At 35.3% G+C, this 18,406-nt stretch carries 14 protein-coding genes and 1 tRNA gene; 7 read left to right on the top strand and 8 right to left on the bottom strand.

Annotated features, from left to right (window positions below; genetic code table 11):
• Nucleotides 1-37 precede the first annotated feature (37 nt).
• The 6 genes from ACM55M_RS01085 to ACM55M_RS01060 all read right to left on the bottom strand — a co-directional run bounded on the left by ACM55M_RS01085 (nucleotide 38) and on the right by ACM55M_RS01060 (nucleotide 7,826).
• On the bottom strand, nucleotides 38-781 hold the full coding sequence (locus ACM55M_RS01085) for a hypothetical protein (RefSeq protein ID WP_416855613.1): 744 nt from the start codon (nucleotides 779-781) through the stop codon (nucleotides 38-40).
• A gap of 27 nt (nucleotides 782-808) precedes the next feature.
• Entirely contained in the window at nucleotides 809-1,246 is a 438-nt protein-coding gene (locus ACM55M_RS01080) for a retropepsin-like aspartic protease (protein ID WP_416855611.1), read from the bottom strand.
• 78 nt (nucleotides 1,247-1,324) lie between these two features.
• Nucleotides 1,325-3,985, bottom strand: a complete 2,661-nt coding sequence (locus tag ACM55M_RS01075) for a CHAT domain-containing protein (RefSeq protein WP_416855610.1) — start codon at nucleotides 3,983-3,985, stop codon at nucleotides 1,325-1,327.
• 143 nt (nucleotides 3,986-4,128) lie between these two features.
• Complete coding sequence (locus ACM55M_RS01070; protein WP_416855609.1) at nucleotides 4,129-4,545, bottom strand: GxxExxY protein; 417 nt, start codon at nucleotides 4,543-4,545, stop codon at nucleotides 4,129-4,131.
• Between the two features lie 141 nt (nucleotides 4,546-4,686).
• Nucleotides 4,687-6,639: a PKD domain-containing protein gene (locus ACM55M_RS01065; RefSeq protein ID WP_416855608.1), complete on the bottom strand. Its 1,953-nt coding sequence runs from the start codon at nucleotides 6,637-6,639 to the stop codon at nucleotides 4,687-4,689.
• A 209-nt stretch (nucleotides 6,640-6,848) separates the two neighbouring features.
• Nucleotides 6,849-7,826 (bottom strand): hypothetical protein, encoded by a 978-nt coding sequence (locus ACM55M_RS01060; RefSeq protein ID WP_416855607.1) that lies wholly within the window; start codon nucleotides 7,824-7,826, stop codon nucleotides 6,849-6,851.
• 128 nt (nucleotides 7,827-7,954) lie between these two features.
• Here ACM55M_RS01060 and ACM55M_RS01055 point away from each other — a divergent pair, with 128 nt between their 5' ends.
• From ACM55M_RS01055 to ACM55M_RS01025, 7 genes are all read left to right on the top strand, one after another.
• On the top strand, nucleotides 7,955-8,542 hold the full coding sequence (locus ACM55M_RS01055) for an RNA polymerase sigma factor (RefSeq protein WP_416855606.1): 588 nt from the start codon (nucleotides 7,955-7,957) through the stop codon (nucleotides 8,540-8,542).
• Nucleotides 8,543-8,544: 2 nt separating this feature from the next.
• Entirely contained in the window at nucleotides 8,545-9,270 is a 726-nt protein-coding gene (locus ACM55M_RS01050) for a tetratricopeptide repeat protein (RefSeq protein WP_416855605.1), read from the top strand.
• 162 nt (nucleotides 9,271-9,432) lie between these two features.
• Nucleotides 9,433-10,200, top strand: a complete 768-nt coding sequence (locus tag ACM55M_RS01045) for a TatD family hydrolase (protein WP_416856269.1) — start codon at nucleotides 9,433-9,435, stop codon at nucleotides 10,198-10,200.
• A gap of 65 nt (nucleotides 10,201-10,265) precedes the next feature.
• On the top strand, nucleotides 10,266-11,402 hold the full coding sequence (locus tag ACM55M_RS01040; RefSeq protein ID WP_416855604.1) for a 1-acyl-sn-glycerol-3-phosphate acyltransferase: 1,137 nt from the start codon (nucleotides 10,266-10,268) through the stop codon (nucleotides 11,400-11,402).
• On the top strand, nucleotides 11,392-12,420 hold the full coding sequence (locus ACM55M_RS01035; RefSeq protein ID WP_416855602.1) for an asparaginase: 1,029 nt from the start codon (nucleotides 11,392-11,394) through the stop codon (nucleotides 12,418-12,420). The genes ACM55M_RS01040 and ACM55M_RS01035 overlap by 11 nt, the downstream gene beginning before the upstream one ends.
• Before the next feature lie 56 nt (nucleotides 12,421-12,476).
• Nucleotides 12,477-12,563, top strand: a tRNA-Ser gene (locus ACM55M_RS01030).
• Nucleotides 12,564-13,080: 517 nt separating this feature from the next.
• Entirely contained in the window at nucleotides 13,081-15,450 is a 2,370-nt protein-coding gene (locus ACM55M_RS01025; RefSeq protein WP_416855601.1) for a TonB-dependent receptor, read from the top strand.
• Nucleotides 15,451-15,604: 154 nt separating this feature from the next.
• Here the strand turns inward: ACM55M_RS01025 and ACM55M_RS01020 are convergent, their stop codons facing one another.
• Complete coding sequence (locus tag ACM55M_RS01020) at nucleotides 15,605-17,029, bottom strand: gluconokinase (RefSeq protein WP_416855600.1); 1,425 nt, start codon at nucleotides 17,027-17,029, stop codon at nucleotides 15,605-15,607.
• A gap of 18 nt (nucleotides 17,030-17,047) precedes the next feature.
• On the bottom strand, nucleotides 17,048-18,367 hold the full coding sequence (locus ACM55M_RS01015; protein ID WP_416855599.1) for a gluconate:H+ symporter: 1,320 nt from the start codon (nucleotides 18,365-18,367) through the stop codon (nucleotides 17,048-17,050).
• Nucleotides 18,368-18,406 lie beyond the last annotated feature (39 nt).

Here is an 18,406-nt window from a genome sequence, read left to right as displayed (position 1 = left end):
TTTAGTAAAACTAAACGGGATTTTTTTATAATTTTTTTTAAATTCCTTTAAACTCCACCACATCAAAAAGAGTATAATTTTGACTTTGCGGAATGTGTTCGCCTATAAATTGTAAGTTCTCGACACTGCAATAGATCTTAAATTTGGTGGTTTTTCCATAACTAAGTTGAACAGTTGCCATAATTGCATCATTGATTTTCCAACTTACGGTATAACGCCCGTTTGAGGTTAGTGTTAATTGTAACGTAAGATTATACCATTGTCCTCTTTTGATCTTCTTTTGAACAGATTGGAATGGATAGCCCTGTGAGGTCATATATACGATAAGATCGTCTGGTTCTGCCGCTAATTGATCTCGGATAGCTTGCTTTCCGTAACCAATCTCAAAATCAAGTTCGTGTGTGTCATTATTGTATAAAAAAGCTCCAATACTTGCCATGTCGCCAACGCCCATTTCAGGCACAAAAACAGTCCAACGGTATGTTCCTGCGGCAAAACTTGAAATCGTTTTTACTTTTGATCTTTCCCAAGTATTTGGATTGGTAAAAATGCGCAAACTCCCATTTTCAATCCAATAATTTGGATTGCCAACTTGAGTAGCATCTTCCCATTCCGTTAAATTATCGAAGTTCCAAATTTTTGAAGCGCTGGTTTTCAAAATACTGGAATTGTTGGAATCTGAATTGGTTATTGTTTCATTTTCGTTTGTTAAGTTATCGGGAGAACAAGAAAATAAAAGTAGTGCCATAAATATCAATAGTTTTTTGAAAATATTTTTCATGTTTCTTTGAGGTTTAAATGACGGTTACTATTGTAAATATAAACAATAATTAAAATAGTCCACGATCGCTTTTCCTTTCATTAAAACATCGGCACCTATGATTCCATGTACGGGTTTTGATTTGTGTTGCATGAGAGCTTCATTCACATGGGATAAATCGAAAATTATGAGATCAAACGCTACATCTTTCCAGTTGCCCAGTTGAAGAATGTTAGTTGTGGCAATTTGTGTATGCATTCCGGTTGCGCCAGCTCCCGAAGCTTTGGTTTTAGATTTTTTGGCTTCCAATGAAAACAAATCAATACTCTCAAATCCTACACAACTATTTGAAGCTCCTGTGTCAAGAATAAAGTTGCCAAGTACGCCGTTAATCTTTGCTTTTATTAATAAATGCTGTGTTTTGGTAATCTTAAATTTTACTTTTTTGTACTTTTCTTTTTTAAGAATATCGTGGAGGTTTTTCATTTATGCTGAATTTATTTCAGTATCTGGTTTTATGTTAGAGGAAAGGGTCTTTACAAAGATACACGAAGGATTCGTTGTTTAAGGAACTTTGCTAATCTTCTTTTTTACTTTGGAAAATAATTTTTTCAACAGGAAAAATAATCCGAAGCAACCCAAAAACAGCAACAAATAGATTAAGAGACTAGTGTTTTTTGGAGTTTCAATTCCGCCGTAAAAAACAAAAGCGCTCCAGTAATAAGGAGATTTTTTGGCGTTTGAAATCGATTTGTCTTGTAAGAAACCCAGTTTGGCATTGGCATTGGCTTCAAAATAGGATTCGTCATTTTTTATATTTTTATAAAAATAATCCATAAAAACGGAGGTGGTATAATCATTTACTTTCCATAACGAGAACAACAAATTTTGTGCTCCAGCAAATTGAAAACCTCTGGCAATACTCATGGCCCCTTCGGACTTATAAAGTTTTCCTATCCCCGTTTCACAGGCGCTCAGCACGACCAAATCAGGACTGATTTTTAAATTGTACAATTCTGAATATAGGATTTCCTGATCGTAAAATTTGATGCTGGCCGGTGTTTCAGTATCACCTGCACTTGCATGTGTGGATAAATGTAAAATGGAATAATTAGGGGCATTCGTTTTGAAATTATTGAATGTTGCGGTTGCGTTTTCAAAAAACTGCCCTCCAAAATCCTTTTTTATGGATTGCATTTCGGCTTTCGAAAAAGCTAATAGATAATCGGTATTTTCAAAAATAGGAAATATCCCTAGAACAGTTTGCTGTCCAGTCGAATGTGGTTTTGCATTCAAATAAAATGTAGCCGAATTGCTATAGGCAATCTTGAAATCATTCAATAAATAATGCATTTTGGCAAAATTACTCGTTGCCGTTTCTTTTGTGATTAAAGCTTCAAACGGAAGAAAATTCAATATGCCATCAGGAACAATAATGAGATTTTTGTTGGTTGTGTTTTTGGGTAGTTTCAGCAAATCAAAAGCAATTTTACCATGAAGGTTGTACCCTTTTACATCATTTATAATGGCATTGGCATCACTAAAATAGTCTAAGAATTGCCATATTTTAACACTGGAATTTGCATTATTACTAAAAGAGTTTAATTTGATTCGTCGGTTTTCCAAAGTAAAATAATACATTTTTTCGGAACCGGAGAAATAGCAAATCATTATGGTTTTGTCTTTTTCCAGTTTTGAAAATAAAGCGTTTAGATCTAAATTTTCAGGAACAGAATTAGCATTTTTGATGCGAATATCTTTTAGCGAAAGCATCAATGAATTTTGCTTTTTGATGGCTTCGTTTATTTTTGAAATATCGGCTAAAACGCCTTTTTGTTGCTCTTTTGTGATTTCATTATTCCAGTTTTGAAGTTGTTCCAAATGCAGTTTTTCTTCCTTTGTGGCCGTTTTGTTTTGGGCAATGTAGCTTTTTAAAACACCTGATTTTGTTCGTTCGGCTAATTGGAAAGCGCTTTCTATATAGTTGCTTTTTTTCTCCTTTTGATAAAGTAAACCATAAATGGCGATGCATTTTTCGGTACGGTTTCTAACTCGGGTTTGGTTGATGATTTTCGAGTTTTCATAAACTAAAAGATTGGCAAATAAATCTTCGATATGGAATGAAAGCGCATAGGCTTCCAATGCTTTTTTGGATTGATTTTGTCTTTGGAAAATTTCGGCTTGTAAATCTAACGCGTCCAGCAAAACGGTTTCAGCGTAAAGGGAACTTTGATTGGGCAGAATGTTTTTTTTATTGGAATAATTTGTAATTAAATTTTTGAAAACATTCGAAATTAAGACACTTGCTTTGGTGTATTTTTTCTGTTCAAATAGCAGTAAAGCATTTTCATAATTGAGTTTTGCTATTTTTCTTGTACCGAAACTTCGGGATTTATTGTTGGTTTCTAAAAAAAGCTTTCTTGCCTTTTCAAAATACGAATTGGCACGTCCATAGTCTTGTTGCTGGCTATAAATCGAGACTAAATTTCGGTAAACGTTAGATAGTGTTTCAGATTGATTTTTTTCTTTTTCTAATAATTTTTTAGACATTTCGAATGCGCTTTGAGCTTTTCGATATGCATCAGGATTTATATTTGTTGCGTGACCGCTAATGATATAATTGGCTCCCAAATTATTGAGTAGAATTCCTTTTTGGGCGTTTGAGAGCTGCTTCGTTTTAATCGTTTTTTCTAATAATTCTATAGCCAATACACTCTTGCCGGAACTTTGGTACACGTTTGACAAATTGAGAATGGCCGCTATTTTTTGTCCCGAAGCTTCGGGAGTTTTTTCTTTTTCTGCAATGAAATAATACTGTTTTATGGTATTTTCGGCATTGTCATAATCGCCTAAAATTGTGTATAAATTCCCTAACGGTTTTAGACAATATTCGATAATGTCATAATCCTGAAGTTTGTTTTTCTGAAAGATTTGCCACGCTTTTTCGTAGCTTGAAATCGCTTGATTGGTTCTGCCAAATTGGTTTTGATAGAAAGCAATGTTGCAATTTAAAACCACCATGGCCAGCAGTTCATTCTTATATTTTGGCTTTGAATTCTTCCAAAATTCTTTTTCTGTTGTGGTAAGATTTTGTAAGTTTTCAGCAGATGGATTAGCTACAAAAACATCAATTGTATGGTATATTTTGTCTTCTTGGGTGGGTGGTTTCTGTCCGAATATAGTCAGAGTTGTAAAGAATAAAAAGATGAAAATAGGTTTTGCCATTAAATAGGTTTTTTAAACACAAAAGTCATAAAAGAAAAACAAAGGCGCAAAAGTTTTGTTAGACACTAAAATGCAAATAGAACACATACACGCTTTTGTTTCTTTTGTGTTGAATTTTTTCGCCACAAAGAGCATAATTTAGTTTAATCTTCCAGAGCGCTAAAGTATTCATTTACGAATGTCTTTTGTCCTTCGTTGTATAAGTTAATGCAATGAAAATTATAAAGGATTCCTTTTGGTTTCTTTAAGAGTTTCATATACGTTAATATTTGTGCTTGATGAATTGGAGGGAGATTATCTTGTGCTTTTAATTCTACTACAATACAATCTTCCACTAATAAATCACATCTATAATCTGTTTCAAGTTCATTTCCCTTGAAGTTTATTCTCACTTTTAATTCTGATTTGAATGAAATTCCTCTTAACGTTAATTCTGTTTTTATACATTTATGATAAACACTTTCTAACAATCCAGGGCCTAATTCTTTATGGACTTCTATTGCAGCTCCATTTATTTTATATGTTAAATCCTTTAAATACGTTTTCGTTATTTTCATCATTTTTCTTTTGTGACTTTTGCTTTTCTTTTATGGTTTTTGTGTTTAAACTAAAACTTCCATATCCTATAAATTGGAATTTTTTAATCATTTTTTCTTTTGTGATTTTTGCTTTTCTTTTATGACTTTTGTGTTTAAACTAACTCAAAACTTCCATATCCCATAAAACTGAAAATAATTAAAATTCTCCTTGAAATTTATTACATATCGGGCGCCTAAACTTGGACCAATTCGGGCTGCACCGATCGTTAAATCAATCAACAAACCTGTTTTTAAATTGGTAAAAGAGTCAGAAACCGCATTAGATTCCTTGCTTGTGCTGATTAAAAATTTATCGGTAGGGCCTTCAAAAGTCTCTATTGTACGACTTTGTTGCTGTTTTTCCGAAATATTGATGTTCGCTTGTAAACCGGCTCCAACCCCAATATAATTATTGATGTTATAACGAACCAATACCGGGATTTCCCAATTGACATTTTGGTTGCTGGTAGCTTTTGTGGTGCGTTGTAGTTGCCGAACACCATTAGCAGTTGTGATGATTGTTTCATTTACAGCAATTGAATTGTCAAAGGAATGAATTGTATTCAAGAATTCGGCCTGCCAATAATAGCGATAGGATTTGAAAGGCGAAATGGTTGCGCCAACAAAATAGCTTTTGGAGTTTTCTAAATCTGGATACAAATTATAACCGGCTTTCGCGCCAATGGAGATTCCCGGTAAGAATCGGGTAGTGGCATAATTGGTAATAATAGGCTCGTTTTTGTCAAAAATTATCGCGGTTCTGCTTTTGGTTTTTATCTTATGAAAGTCTTTGTTGAATTTCATGGAGTATTTCACAAAGCCCTTGGTACTGTCAATTTCTTTTACATTTTTTTGGTTGCTTCCGGGTAAATAAATATTTTTGAAGGTGAAGAATATCTGATTTTGTTTGATAATTGTGTCCAGACAACTCGTTGTGGGTACTTCGCCTTTGGGACAAATAGGGCATTTTGGATACATATCATCAATTTGAAATGTTTTCTTGTCAAACATATCCGGAATATCAGTTTCTAGCCGAATCATTCTGGCCGGGCCTTCGCCATTGTTCTGGAAACGGGTTTTGAAGTTAACTCTCTTGAAACGCACCAATCTGTAATTCAGAAAACTTCCATTAGAACCCATTTTGTTAGGATCGTGCGAAGTGACGATTTGCATTTCCAGATTTTTTATTTTATGGTTTTTGAAGCTTCGGTTGGGAACAAATATGCCTCGCATGGTTACGGTTGCGCTGGTATCTTTGATCATTTCGGGAGTAGTTTTGAACGTGTAAAAAATATTTCGGGTTTCAGTTGGATTACTGTCGTCAAATTCCAAAATAGAAACGTTTTTGTATGTTTTATTTGCGTCTAAAAGCGTGGCGTCCAAATCCTCTTCGGTGGTGGTGGTTTTGTATTTTTTGGCTGGAAACAAAGTTTCATTGGAGGCCAAATATGAATTAGAATCATCCAAATCATTTATCGATACAATGGTGTTTTCCTTGATTTCGCGTTCGCCAGCATGTGCTCTAAAATCAACCAATTCGAAGTTGTTGTTTTTGAATTGTTTTTCATTGTAGAAAAGATACAATTTACCGTTGCTCACATAGTTTGCCATGTTTTGGTAACTTAAAATAACAACCATTTCCTGTTCCGGAATGGGGTCGCAATTTTTTTGAATGGAGAATCCGTTTTGGTCTTCGATAGAAGCAATGTCTTTATAAACGTCTTCTGAAACTTCGTTTATCGCTACTTTTTTTGGTCTTGTTGCCGGCGGTTTACCGTTATCGTAATTATTGGTGACGGTAAGTCGGGCGGTATAAGTTCCTTTGGTTTTGTAAACGTGTTTAGGTTCTGCTTCTTTGCTGTAATGTCCGTCACCCATTTCCCATAAGTAGGAATAACTGGGTTTTGGTGCGCCGGCGATTGGGATAAGCGCCGGTGTTTCTGGCTTGAAAGTGACTAGATTCCCTTTTTGATTGTAACCAATGTTTGCTCTTCGGGTGATGGTATCTTTTACTTTTGTTTGGGAATAAAGTAGAAAAGAGGTTAGAAATAAGAGGAGAAATAAAGTTGGTTTCATAATCGGGGTGGTTTTAGCCCTGATGGAAACGGCATCCTTTCTTGTCCTGAATTTAGTTCAGGCTCCAGAAGCAAGTTCTGGACAAGAAAGATACAGTATACAGCAGGATTAGCTCCTGAAAAAGCATCAGGATAAATTCAAAAATATTTTTAAATGTAAAAAAAAGTGATGAGCAAATCACCACTTTTTTATTAAATTTATTTTGTAAGCTACTGAATAGCATTGATTGCGGCTACTAATTGGGCTTCGGTACCTAGTGTAGTTTCAGCAAGAGTGAACGTGTACACATCGTTTGCCTGAACGGTAACGGCTTTGATGGCGTATCTCCATTGTCCGTTGTCTTCGGTTGCAAAAATCACGTGACATGCTAATCCTATTGGAATTTGACCGTAATGTTCGCTGAATAATCCGGCTGCAGTGTAGGTGTCTAATTTTGCCAATGCATTTTGTCCTTCGCCATCGTATGATAAATAAATCGCGCTATTAGTGTTGTCATAACCGTCAGGTGCATCAGCAAGAATGGTAGTTCTAGGCCTTGGGTCGCTGTAAAATTTATCTACATTGGTCCATCCAAAGTTTCCAAAAGAAACATAATAGTTGTTTCCTTCTGCTTGTACGCCGCCTTTACCTCCGTTTGTTCCAGCTGCATCTCTGGCATCTTTCCAGGCCAAGTCTCCATTAGCATCTATAATTCCAGTCCAAAATGTCATGGCAGTATCTATACCGTCTGTTAAACTTGCGGGAACCATTAGATTAATGTTACAGGTGGTTGCAAGTTCGACTCCTCCTTGTGTTGCCTTGATAAAGAATTCTCCGCCGGAAATCAGTAAGTTTCTATTTCCATTTCCCATTATTCCCATGGTAGGTTTGTTAGTTACTAACATATTTCCTTTGTCGAATAGTTCTACAAATTGTATGTCAACGGTTCCTGTTACTGGGTTTCCTGCTTTGGTCAAACAATCGCCGTTTATTTTTATTTTTACTCCTTTGGCTGAGGTTAACGTGATTACTCCAGTTCCTGCGGTCATGGTGAAATCTTGTGTTTGTCCCTCTAAAGCCGCTGCTCTGACAGCTGTAAATTCTGCTGCCGATGCCGGTGAAATAGTGGTGTCGTCGCCATCATTACAGCTTACTAATGAAATTGTTGCTAAGAATAATAATCCGATGTTTTTAAAATTTGTTTTCATGATTTCTAATTTTTTAAATTGTTTTTTCTAATTGTTTTTTTAGTAGATACTTTTTGTTTTGTAATTGTTACCCCTTTAATTTGAATTTATTTCAGATTCTTTTTTACATTAGCCTTAAAATGTTTTTTATGGCTAACAATAATGCGATTCATGCAGACCAAATGTATATAGACGGACTTGCCAATAATAATTCGGCAATCATTCAATCTATTTATAAGAAGTTTGTTCCCAAAGTGGTTTCCTATATAAGGAATAATTCCGGTGATGAAGATCAGGCTCAAGATGTGGTACAGGAAATTATGATTTTGCTTTTTAATCAGGCTAAAGCCAATAAATTGCAACTCACCTGCCCGTTTGATGCGTACTTTTTTTTATTGTGTAAAAGGAAATGGTTGAATGAATTGAAAAAAGCATCAAATAAAGAGGTAACAATTGATGAAGATTTTACATCTAATAATGAACCCACAGCCGAGATGGTTACAGAAACCGAAGCATTCGAGGAAAAACAACAGCTTTTTGATGCTATGTTTCAAAAACTGGGCGACAAATGCCAAGAGTTATTAAAATTGAGTTTTACTATTAAGTCAATGGAAGAAGTGGCGGAGAAACTCAATGTGACTTACGGGTATGTCCGCAAGAAAAAATCGTTGTGTACGGGGCAATTGACCCAGTGGATTCAGGAAACGAGTCGTTTTAAATCTTTAAAAATCACCTAGCCATGAACGAGAAACATTATATACTATTCGACCAATATCTTCAGGACGAATTGTCTGCCGAGGATAAAGTAAAGTTCGAGAACCAATTGGCTGAAGATCCGGAATTGGCTTCAGCATTTGACACTTTCAAGGAATTGAATCTTCACCTGGGAAATAAATTTGGGAATGCCGATGCGTTTGATGCTTTCAAAGAAAATTTACAATCGATTTCTAATAATCATTTTAAAGATTCTAAGCCGAAAGCAAAAGTCATTGCATTCAAGCCTTGGATTTATTTGGTTGCCGCATCAGTTGCTGTTTTGTTTGGGTTGTTTCTTTTTAATCCAAATCCAAATTTTGAAGATTTCAACCAACAGGAGAATGCTTATTTCACTGAAAGAGGCACTGTTGTTGCCAATTTGAAACAAGCAGAAACGACTTTCAATGCCAAAAATTATGCAGCCGCTATTCCGTTTTTTGAAGCGGTTCTAAAAGAGAAAAAAACTCCCGAAATTCAATATTTTTATGGAATTTCATTATTGGAATCGAATAAAATTCAAGAAGCTGAAGCTGTTTTTAATGAACTGAAAGCAGGAACTTCCATCTATAAAAATAAAGCGATTTGGAGTCTTGCCTTGTCTAAATTAAAACAGAAAGATTATAAATCATGTAAGGAAATCTTGTTGATGATTCCTTCAGATTATGAGGATTATGATCAAGTTCAGGAATTGTTGAAGGAGTTGGATTAGGTTTTTTGAGTGTAAAAGTCACAAAAGAAGCATTTTTATTAGCACAACAAAAAGATACAAAAGAATTTTCTGGAGTATCTTTTTTTCTTTTGTGACTTTTGTGGGTAAATTTTAAAAAACTTCGCAACTTTGTAACCTTAAACTTTACACTTGGAAACAAACATAATAATCACCGATACACATACGCATTTATATTCGGAGGAATTCGATCAAGACCGTGGCGAAATGATTCAAAGAGCCATTGATGCCGGAGTTTCCCGATTTTTTATTCCTGCAATCGATTCTACTTGCGCGGAATCGATGTATGATTTAGAGCATAAATATCCAAATAATGTGTTCTTGATGATGGGTTTGCATCCTACTTATGTAAAAGATAATTATCTGGAAGAGTTGCAACATGTGGAAGACGAGTTGGCTAAAAGAAAATTCTATGCTATTGGCGAAATAGGAATTGATCTGTATTGGGATAAAACGCATTTGGCACAGCAAGAAATTGCTTTCAGAAGACAGATTCAACTGGCAAAACACTATAAATTACCAATCGTGATTCATTGTCGCGAAGCTTTTGAGGAGATATTCGAAATTCTGGAAGAAGAAAAATCTGAGGATTTGTTTGGGATTTTTCATTGTTTTTCGGGGACTTATGAGCAAGCATTACAAGCGATTTCGTATAATCTGAAACTTGGAATTGGCGGAGTGGTTACTTTCAAGAACGGGAAAATCGATCAATTTCTGAATCAAATAGATTTGAAACACATCGTTTTAGAGACGGATTCCCCTTATTTAGCGCCTATCCCTTATAGAGGAAAAAGGAACGAAAGCAGCTATCTTGTTAATGTTGTAAATAAGTTGTCTGAAATTTATGGTCTGACGCCAAATGAAATTGCGACAATAACAACAGATAATTCTAAAGCAATTTTTGGGATTTAAAACAAATTTACTTTATTTTAACTTTTTTTTTGTTCTTTTGCCCAGACAAACATAGAAAACTAACAATGCAGAAATTTGACGCGATTCGGCCATTTTATGACTCCGAAATAAACGAGGCTCTACAAGATGTGATTCATCATCCGATGATGAAGGCATTAATGAATTTTTCTTTTCCAGATGTTGCTGACGAAGTTTGGAAAGAACAGCTCAGAAAAACGCATTCTATTCGTGATTTTCAATGTAATTTTATTTACCACTCTGTTCAGAAAGTATTAGAAAAAAGTTCGGAAGGGTTAACCACTTCAGGGTTCGAAAATTTAGAACCCAATACCTCTTATTTGTTTATTTCGAATCATCGTGATATTCTTTTAGATACCACATTATTAAATTCTGCTTTATTTGAGCATGGATTAGTGATGACTGCATCTGCAATAGGAGATAATTTAGTAAAGAAATCTTTTCTAAAGACATTAGCAAAATTGAATCGTAATTTTCTGGTACAACGGGGCTTAACGCCAAGAGAAATGTTACAGAGTTCAAAACTGTTGTCAGAATATATAGGTCATCTGTTACTTCATGAAAACCGTTCCGTTTGGATAGCACAGCGCGAAGGAAGAACAAAAGATGGCAATGATGCCACTAATCCGGGTGTTTTGAAAATGTTGGGAATGGCTTCTGATGAAAAGAATTTGATGGATTATTTCAAAAAAATCAAAATTGTACCGGTTTCTATTTCCTATGAATATGATCCAACGGATGCGTTGAAAATGCCTCAATTAATGGCCGAAGCCAATAATGAAGTTTACATTAAAGAAAAAAATGAAGATTTCATGACAATTCTTAGTGGCGCTTTGGGACAGAAGAAAAGAATTCATATTCACGTAGGGAAAGTTTTAGACACTGAAACAGACGCAATCGTTGCTGAAAATGATAATTGCAATAAGCAAATAGTAGCATTAGCACAAGTTATTGATGATGCGGTATTGAGTAACTACAAATTGTGGCCAACAAATTTTATTGCTTATGATATTGTAAATAAAACGAATACCTATTCGCATTTATATACTGAAAACGAGAAATCACTTTTTGAGCGTAGATTAGAAATGCGTATTGATCATGATAATCCAATTGCATTGGAAGGATTTCTAGCGATGTATGCCAATCCGGTTGTGAATAAATTAAAATACCATAATGTTATCTAAAGCCAAAATACTTTTAATTTATACTGGTGGAACCATTGGTATGAGGAAAGATTTTGAAACAGGTGCGCTCAAGGCCTTCAATTTTAGTAAATTATTACAGAGAATCCCGGAATTGAAACAATTGGATTGTGAGATCGAAACGATTTCTTTCGAAAATCCAATCGATTCCTCCAATATGAATCCTCAAGAGTGGGCTAAAATTGCTTCAATCATAGAAGAAAATTATGCTGAATTTGATGGATTTGTGGTGCTCCATGGTTCGGATACCATGTCGTATTCGGCATCAGCATTGAGTTTTATGCTCGAAAGCTTATCAAAACCAGTCATTTTTACCGGATCACAATTGCCTATTGGAGATCTGCGTACGGATGCTAAAGAGAATTTGATTACGGCTATCCAAATTGCTTCTTTACGTGAAAATGGAAAATCGGTTATAAGAGAAGTTTGTCTTTATTTTGAATACAAATTATACCGTGGCAATAGAACGACAAAAATAAATGCAGAAAATTTCAAGGCATTTACATCCCCAAATTACCCTTCTTTGGTAGAATCTGGCGTGCATTTAAATATGAATCCCGAATTATTTTTACCGATACCAAGGGTCAGAAAATTAAAGGTTCATAAAACTTTAGATAATAATGTGGTCATCATAAAAATGTTTCCTGGAATAAACGAAACCGTTCTGTCAGCTATTTTTAATATTCAAAATCTTAAGGGGATTGTCTTAGAAACCTACGGAGCCGGAAATGCTCCTACCGAAGAATGGTTTATAGCACTTTTAAGAAAATCGATTGAAAAAGGATTGTACATCATCAATGTTACCCAATGTTCTGGAGGAAGTGTTAGCATGGGGCATTATGAAACTAGTACAGGAATGAAAAAAATAGGAGTGATCTCAGGTAAAGACATCACTACCGAAGCGGCAATAACAAAATTAATGTATTTATTAAGCCAAAAAATAGCTCCAAAAGACTTCAAAACTATCTTTGAAACGGCTTTACGGGGAGAAATGGTATAATATTCAGATTTTACTTTTCTAAGTCAGTTTTTTTTGTGTTCTTTGCAAACCAAAATAGAGAGGTGTCCGAGTGGTTGAAGGAGCTAGCCTGGAAAGCTAGTATGTGGGTAACTGCATCGTGGGTTCGAATCCCATCCTCTCTGCAAAAAAATTAATGCTTCCTGAAAGGGAAGCATTTTTTGTTTTATAGCGTGACAAACTTTTTGTTTTCACGCTATAAAACAAAAAAGAATCAGGCGTGAAATACCAAGCATTGATTTCCTTGTGAGACACTCCTTTTTGGAATCAACAAAGTTAATTTCTTCCTCTCTGCTGATTAAGCTTGATTTTCATGCTTTAAAAAGAGCTACACCCAATGACTATACAAAAAAGGTAGAGTGTTTTTTTATGTGTATTAGTACCTTTTAAATTAATTTATAATTTGCTTCAAAGTTGCGTAGAATGTATTTGACTGGTAGTCAGTGTAATTTAACATAATGGTTTTGGTATAATGAGCAATTTTATAATACACTACGTATTAAATTAACAAGATTTTTATATATCTTCACTTTTTTTTGATATTGTTTAACATAATCTGTATTTTATATGTTTGAATTTTTTAATAGGAATAAAAATAGCAATTTACTTTGTTTTTTAGGGATGTTTTTAACATCTGTTTTTTTGAATGCACAAGTTCAAAAAACAATTCCAGATATTGAGAAAGTCTATCTGCATACAGACCGATCAACCTATTTTATAGGGGAAGATTTATGGTACAAAGCCTATAATGTAAAAGCCTCTAATAATTTGCTTTTTGATAATAGCAATATTTTATATGTAGAATTAATTTCGCCTGATTCTAAAATAATTGCCCAGAATAAGACCAATTTAGAAATGGGATTAGGCCATGGTGATTTTCAACTAACAGATTCACTTGGTGTAAAACCAGGGGTTTACCAAATACGGGCTTACACCAATTGGAATAGAAATTTTGGGGATGATTTTGTGTTCAAAAAGAATATTGAAATTATCGATGTTTTTGAAGCACATTCGAAAACCAATAAATCAGAAAATTATACTGTAGAAAAGAAACCCACAGTAGATGAAACTAGCAAACAAAATAAGTTTACGGTTGATTTCTTTCCTGAAGGGGGTTCACTTTTAGAAAATGTGGCTAGTATTGTGGGCTTTAAAGCCGTCGATAATAATGGAAACCCAATACCTATTAAAGGTGAAATTTACGATTCCGAGAACGAATTGGTCACCACTTTTTTAAGTCCACATGATGGCATGGGAAAATTTCAAATGATACCCACTGAAGGGAAAAATTATTACGCAAAAATTAAGACCTTAACTGGGGCAGAACTGCGTCAAGAGCTTCCAAAAGTAGCTAAGCAAGGGTATATATTAAGTTTTAGAACATTTAAGGGCAAAAACATTATAAGTATCAATACTAACGCAGCGACTCTGGTACAAAATCCTAATGCGCCGCTAACGGTTGTTTGTAAAGCAAAAGGAATTTCTTATTTAGAAACGACACAAACACTTACCGAAACGGCGTTGTCTTTTGAGTTGACAAAAGATAAAGTTCCCGAAGGGATAAGCCAAATAACGCTATACGACAGCAATAAGAAACCACAAAGTGAACGCTTAGCGTATATTGAAAAAGACCAGGATCTAGAGGTACAACTGGCAACCGATAAAGCGAGCTACAATCCTAACGAAAAAGCTACCGTAAATGTGAGTTCGAAATCGAAGACTGGCGCAGCCAAATCGGCTAGTTTTTCATTAAGTGTAACCGACATGAATGGGGTTTTAGACGACAAAGATTATGGTACAACCATTAGTTCTTATTTCTTGATGGAATCTGATATTAGAGGCAAGGTGCATAATCCGAGTTATTATTTTAATCCTACTAATTTAAAACGCCTGGGTCACTTAGACGACTTGCTTTTAACCCAAGGTTGGCGTGATTTTTTATGGAAAACGATGCCGAAATTCAACGATACGATTAGTTATAAAGCAGAAAAAGGAATTACTGTATCCGGTAGGGTTAAGCAACTCCTTGGAGAAAAGGCATTAGTAAATAATAATATGACATTGGCTTTAATTAATAAAAAGCACATGAATATTTTTAATGCTACTACCGATTCTATCGGAAGTTTTAAATTTGAAAACATAATGTTTTCAGGAAAAACAAACATGTTTTTAAATTCCAGAAATGTAAAAGGAAAGTTTAGAGGGGAAATAGTAATAAATCCTATTGAACAAACTCCAATTCCTGTTTCTTTTCAAAATGAATCCATTAAGTGGACCGAAACTACACGGACAATAGTTGAAAATGTGTTTAAGAAATTTGTAGCTTTTGGAATAAAGCCTGAAAATGTTTTGAACGAAGTTAAAATTGTAGCTAAAAAGAAAAATCAAACGCCTGTGTTTTATGGCATTCCAGACAATAGTTATGTTCCAGACGAAAGTGTTGCTACATTTATTGATATTTTTGATCTTATTGTACAAAAAGTCCCTGGTATTATTTCTGATGAGGACTCCGTTCGTTTTATACGTTTTGATGGAGCACCGCTTTTTTTATTAAATGGGAATACGGCGTTTAAGGCGGAAATTGATTTTATACAACCTAGTGATGTTGAAAGAATAGATGCAATAAAAGGGGCGCAAGCAACAATGTTTTATGGACAAGAAGCGGCTAATGGTATTATTGCGGTTTATACCAAACCAGGTACCAAACCCTACGAAAAAGGAGGTTTTCATTCTATTAAAAAAGAAGTAGAGGGTTTTTATACGGCACGTGTTTTTTATATGCCAAATCCAGAAAAACCTAATTTAGAGTTGGATAATAAAGCGTCTGTAAGAAACACGCTTTATTGGAATCCCTATGTGCATCCAGACAAAACGGGAAATGCTAGTGTAAGTTATTATAATATCAAGGTAGAAACCAAAGTGAAAGTAGCTTTAGAAGGGATTACCGCAGCTGGAATACCTGTTGTTAAAAACACCTATTACACCATTAAAAAACAAGAGAATTTAAAATAGTATTACGGTATTTTACTGCTTTTTTAGGAGTTAGTGTGATTTGATGAAAAAACAGTATTTTTTATGTTAGATAGGCGGTTAGTTTTAATATATCGTTTCCTAGTGCTCTTAGTAAATAATAAGAAGCAGCAATAGCTACAGTAGGATTTTCTTTCTATAATTTGATGTTTTTCAACAAAGGATAAACTCGTTTGAATTTCTCAAAACCCTGTTCGTAGATTTCTTTGTTATCCTTATTGGGTAAAAAGATTTTGCCAATTCTGGAATGATTTGAAATAGTAATGCCAGTAGCTTTGAACCCAATTAAAACAGCTCCCCAAGCAGAAGCTTCGATTGTTTCGGCGACGATTACTTTCATTTGAAAAATATCAGCGACCATTTGCAGCCAAAGGCCACTTTTTCCAAAACCTCCGCTGGCCATGATAGTAGTTGCATGTCTTTCTTCCGGATTAGGAAGTAAGATTTCAGTAATGCTTAATAGACCAAATAAAATGCCTTCCAATGTCGCTCGAATCAGGTGGGCTTTGGTATGAATAATTCGGATACCTAAAAGTGTTCCCTGAGCAGAAGCATCCCAAATAGGAGCTCTTTCGCCTAATAAATAAGGAACAAAAAGCAATCCTTCGGATCCGGCAGGAATTATTTTAGCTTGTTCCAACAATTCTTCAAAAGATTCGTCTGTTTTTAAGATGGATTCTTTCAGCCATTGCAAAACAATTGCACCATTGTTAACCGCTCCTAATTTTAAGTATTGATTGTCCATCAAATGGTAGCATTGTGTTCGCATTTCGGAATCAATATAAGGTTTGTCAACTGGCAAACGCACCGCACCGCTGGTTCCAATGGATAACCCAATATGTCCAGTTTCCATTGCTCCGGCTCCTAAATTCGCCAGCACTCCGTCACCGCCACCTAGAATATAATCAAAACCATCGGAAAGCCCTTTGCTTTGATGCGTTGGACTAACAATAATGGAAAGTTGGGATGCTGCTATTTTTAAATAATCCAAAATATCCGATTCCCATTGCAGTGTGTGAATATTCATTAGGCCTGTTCCTGATGCCATTGAGGAATCGATTGCATATTCACCAGTAAGATGATGCCAAATGTATTCTTTGATGCTAATAAATTTATGCGCTTTAAAAAAAGTTGCAGCATCATTTTCTCTCAACCAAGCAATTTTAGTCATGGGAGAAAAAGTATGAATAGGAATGCCTGTTTTTTGATAAAAACGGAGTCCTTGTTCTGATTCTTTTATTGTTTCGGCAAGTGAATGCGCTCTATTATCTGCCCACAGAATGGCATCGGTGAGCGGTTTTCCGGTATCGTCTATAGCCATTATACTTTGCATAGCCGAACTAAAACTGATGAATTGAGGTTGAATCCCTTTTGTGATTTCTTGGATGCATCCAAAAACTGCCGCAACAATTTCATCGGGTTTTTGAATGCTCCAATCCGCTTCCGGATGATACATGGGATAGGATTGGCTGCATTCCCGAATCACTTTTCCAGTTATGTCAAAACACACGGCTTTTGTTGCTGTGGTACCAATGTCTATTCCTATGTAAAATTGCTCCATTTTTTAGTTTAATTTGGGTTATCCCACCAGTAAATTCAGGAATAGGACACCAGTCAATCCCATTACTCCAATGATAGTTTCCATGATGGTCCATGTTTTAAATGTATCCGAAATACTGATTCCGAAATACTCTTTAAACATCCAGAAACCCGTGTCGTTCACATGTGAACACATTAAACTTCCTGCTCCAATGGATAGTACCATTAATTCAGAATTTATTCCTGAACTGGCCACTAAAGGCTGTACAATTCCTGCAGCGGTTAATCCTGCTACAGTTGCTGAACCCAGTGCAATGCGAATAATTGTTGCGATTAACCAACCTAAAAGTAAAGGAGAAAGTGTTGATTGTTCGAAAGAAGTAGCTAAATCAGTACCGATGCCACTGTCGATTAATACTTGTTTGAAAGCGCCCCCAGCCGCAATAATCATTATAATCATCGTGGCAGAACTCAATGCCGAGCTGGATTTGTCCATAATGTCCTGCATTTTTCTTCCGCGATTGATTCCTAAAAATACAATCGCAAACAGCACCGCAATTAGCATTGAAGTGGTTGGATTTCCAATAAAGCCAAGAATATGACGTAAAGAGGATTCTTCGGGTAAGGATAATTCGCTTGTTGTTGCCAATGCCATCAAAATGACAGGAATTAGCGCCGTCAGAAAACTGATGCCAAAAGATGGCATTTCGTTTTCGTCGAATGTTTTGCTTTCGAATAATCCTTTGGGTGGATTAGCGACAATTTTCTTAATGAATTCTGGAAAAACAATCCCCGCAATCACTAAAGTAGGAAGGGCAATTATTAATCCGTAGAGTAGTGTTTTTCCAATATCAGCTTTAAAAATCACGGCAATGGCTGTTGGTCCAGGATGAGGTGGTAAAAAACCGTGTGTTACTGAAAGTGCCGAAGCCATGGCAATTCCAAGATAAATAATGGGTTGCTTAGTAGTTTTTGCGACAGCGAAAACCATTGGAATCAAAATCACAAACCCGGCATTGTAAAACATCGAAATTCCTACTGCAAAACCCGTAAGCAACATCGCCCATTTGATGTGTTTTATACCAAAAGACCGAATCATCACCGAACTTATTCGTTGTGCTGCGCCACTATCTGAAAGTATATTTCCCAAGATAACTCCAAGGGCAATAATCAAAATCAAAGAACCCAGTGTGCTTCCTATTCCTTGTTGAAGGGAATTTATTATGTCAGGAAATAGCATGCCTTTGGTAATTCCCACAAAAAAGGAAGCAATAATCAATGAAATGAAAGCATTGAGTTTTACTGCGGATATCAAAACAAGCAATAAAAAGATACTTGCAATTAAGATTATTATGGACATAGACAGGAATTTGATAAATTAGAAATCAGATAATGGGTG

This window comes from Flavobacterium galactosi, assembly GCF_048158585.1.
In the GTDB taxonomy this organism is placed as follows: domain Bacteria; phylum Bacteroidota; class Bacteroidia; order Flavobacteriales; family Flavobacteriaceae; genus Flavobacterium; species Flavobacterium galactosi.
The sequence above is the reverse complement of the archived record's forward strand: the minus strand, read 5'-3'. Positions and strand labels throughout refer to the sequence as shown.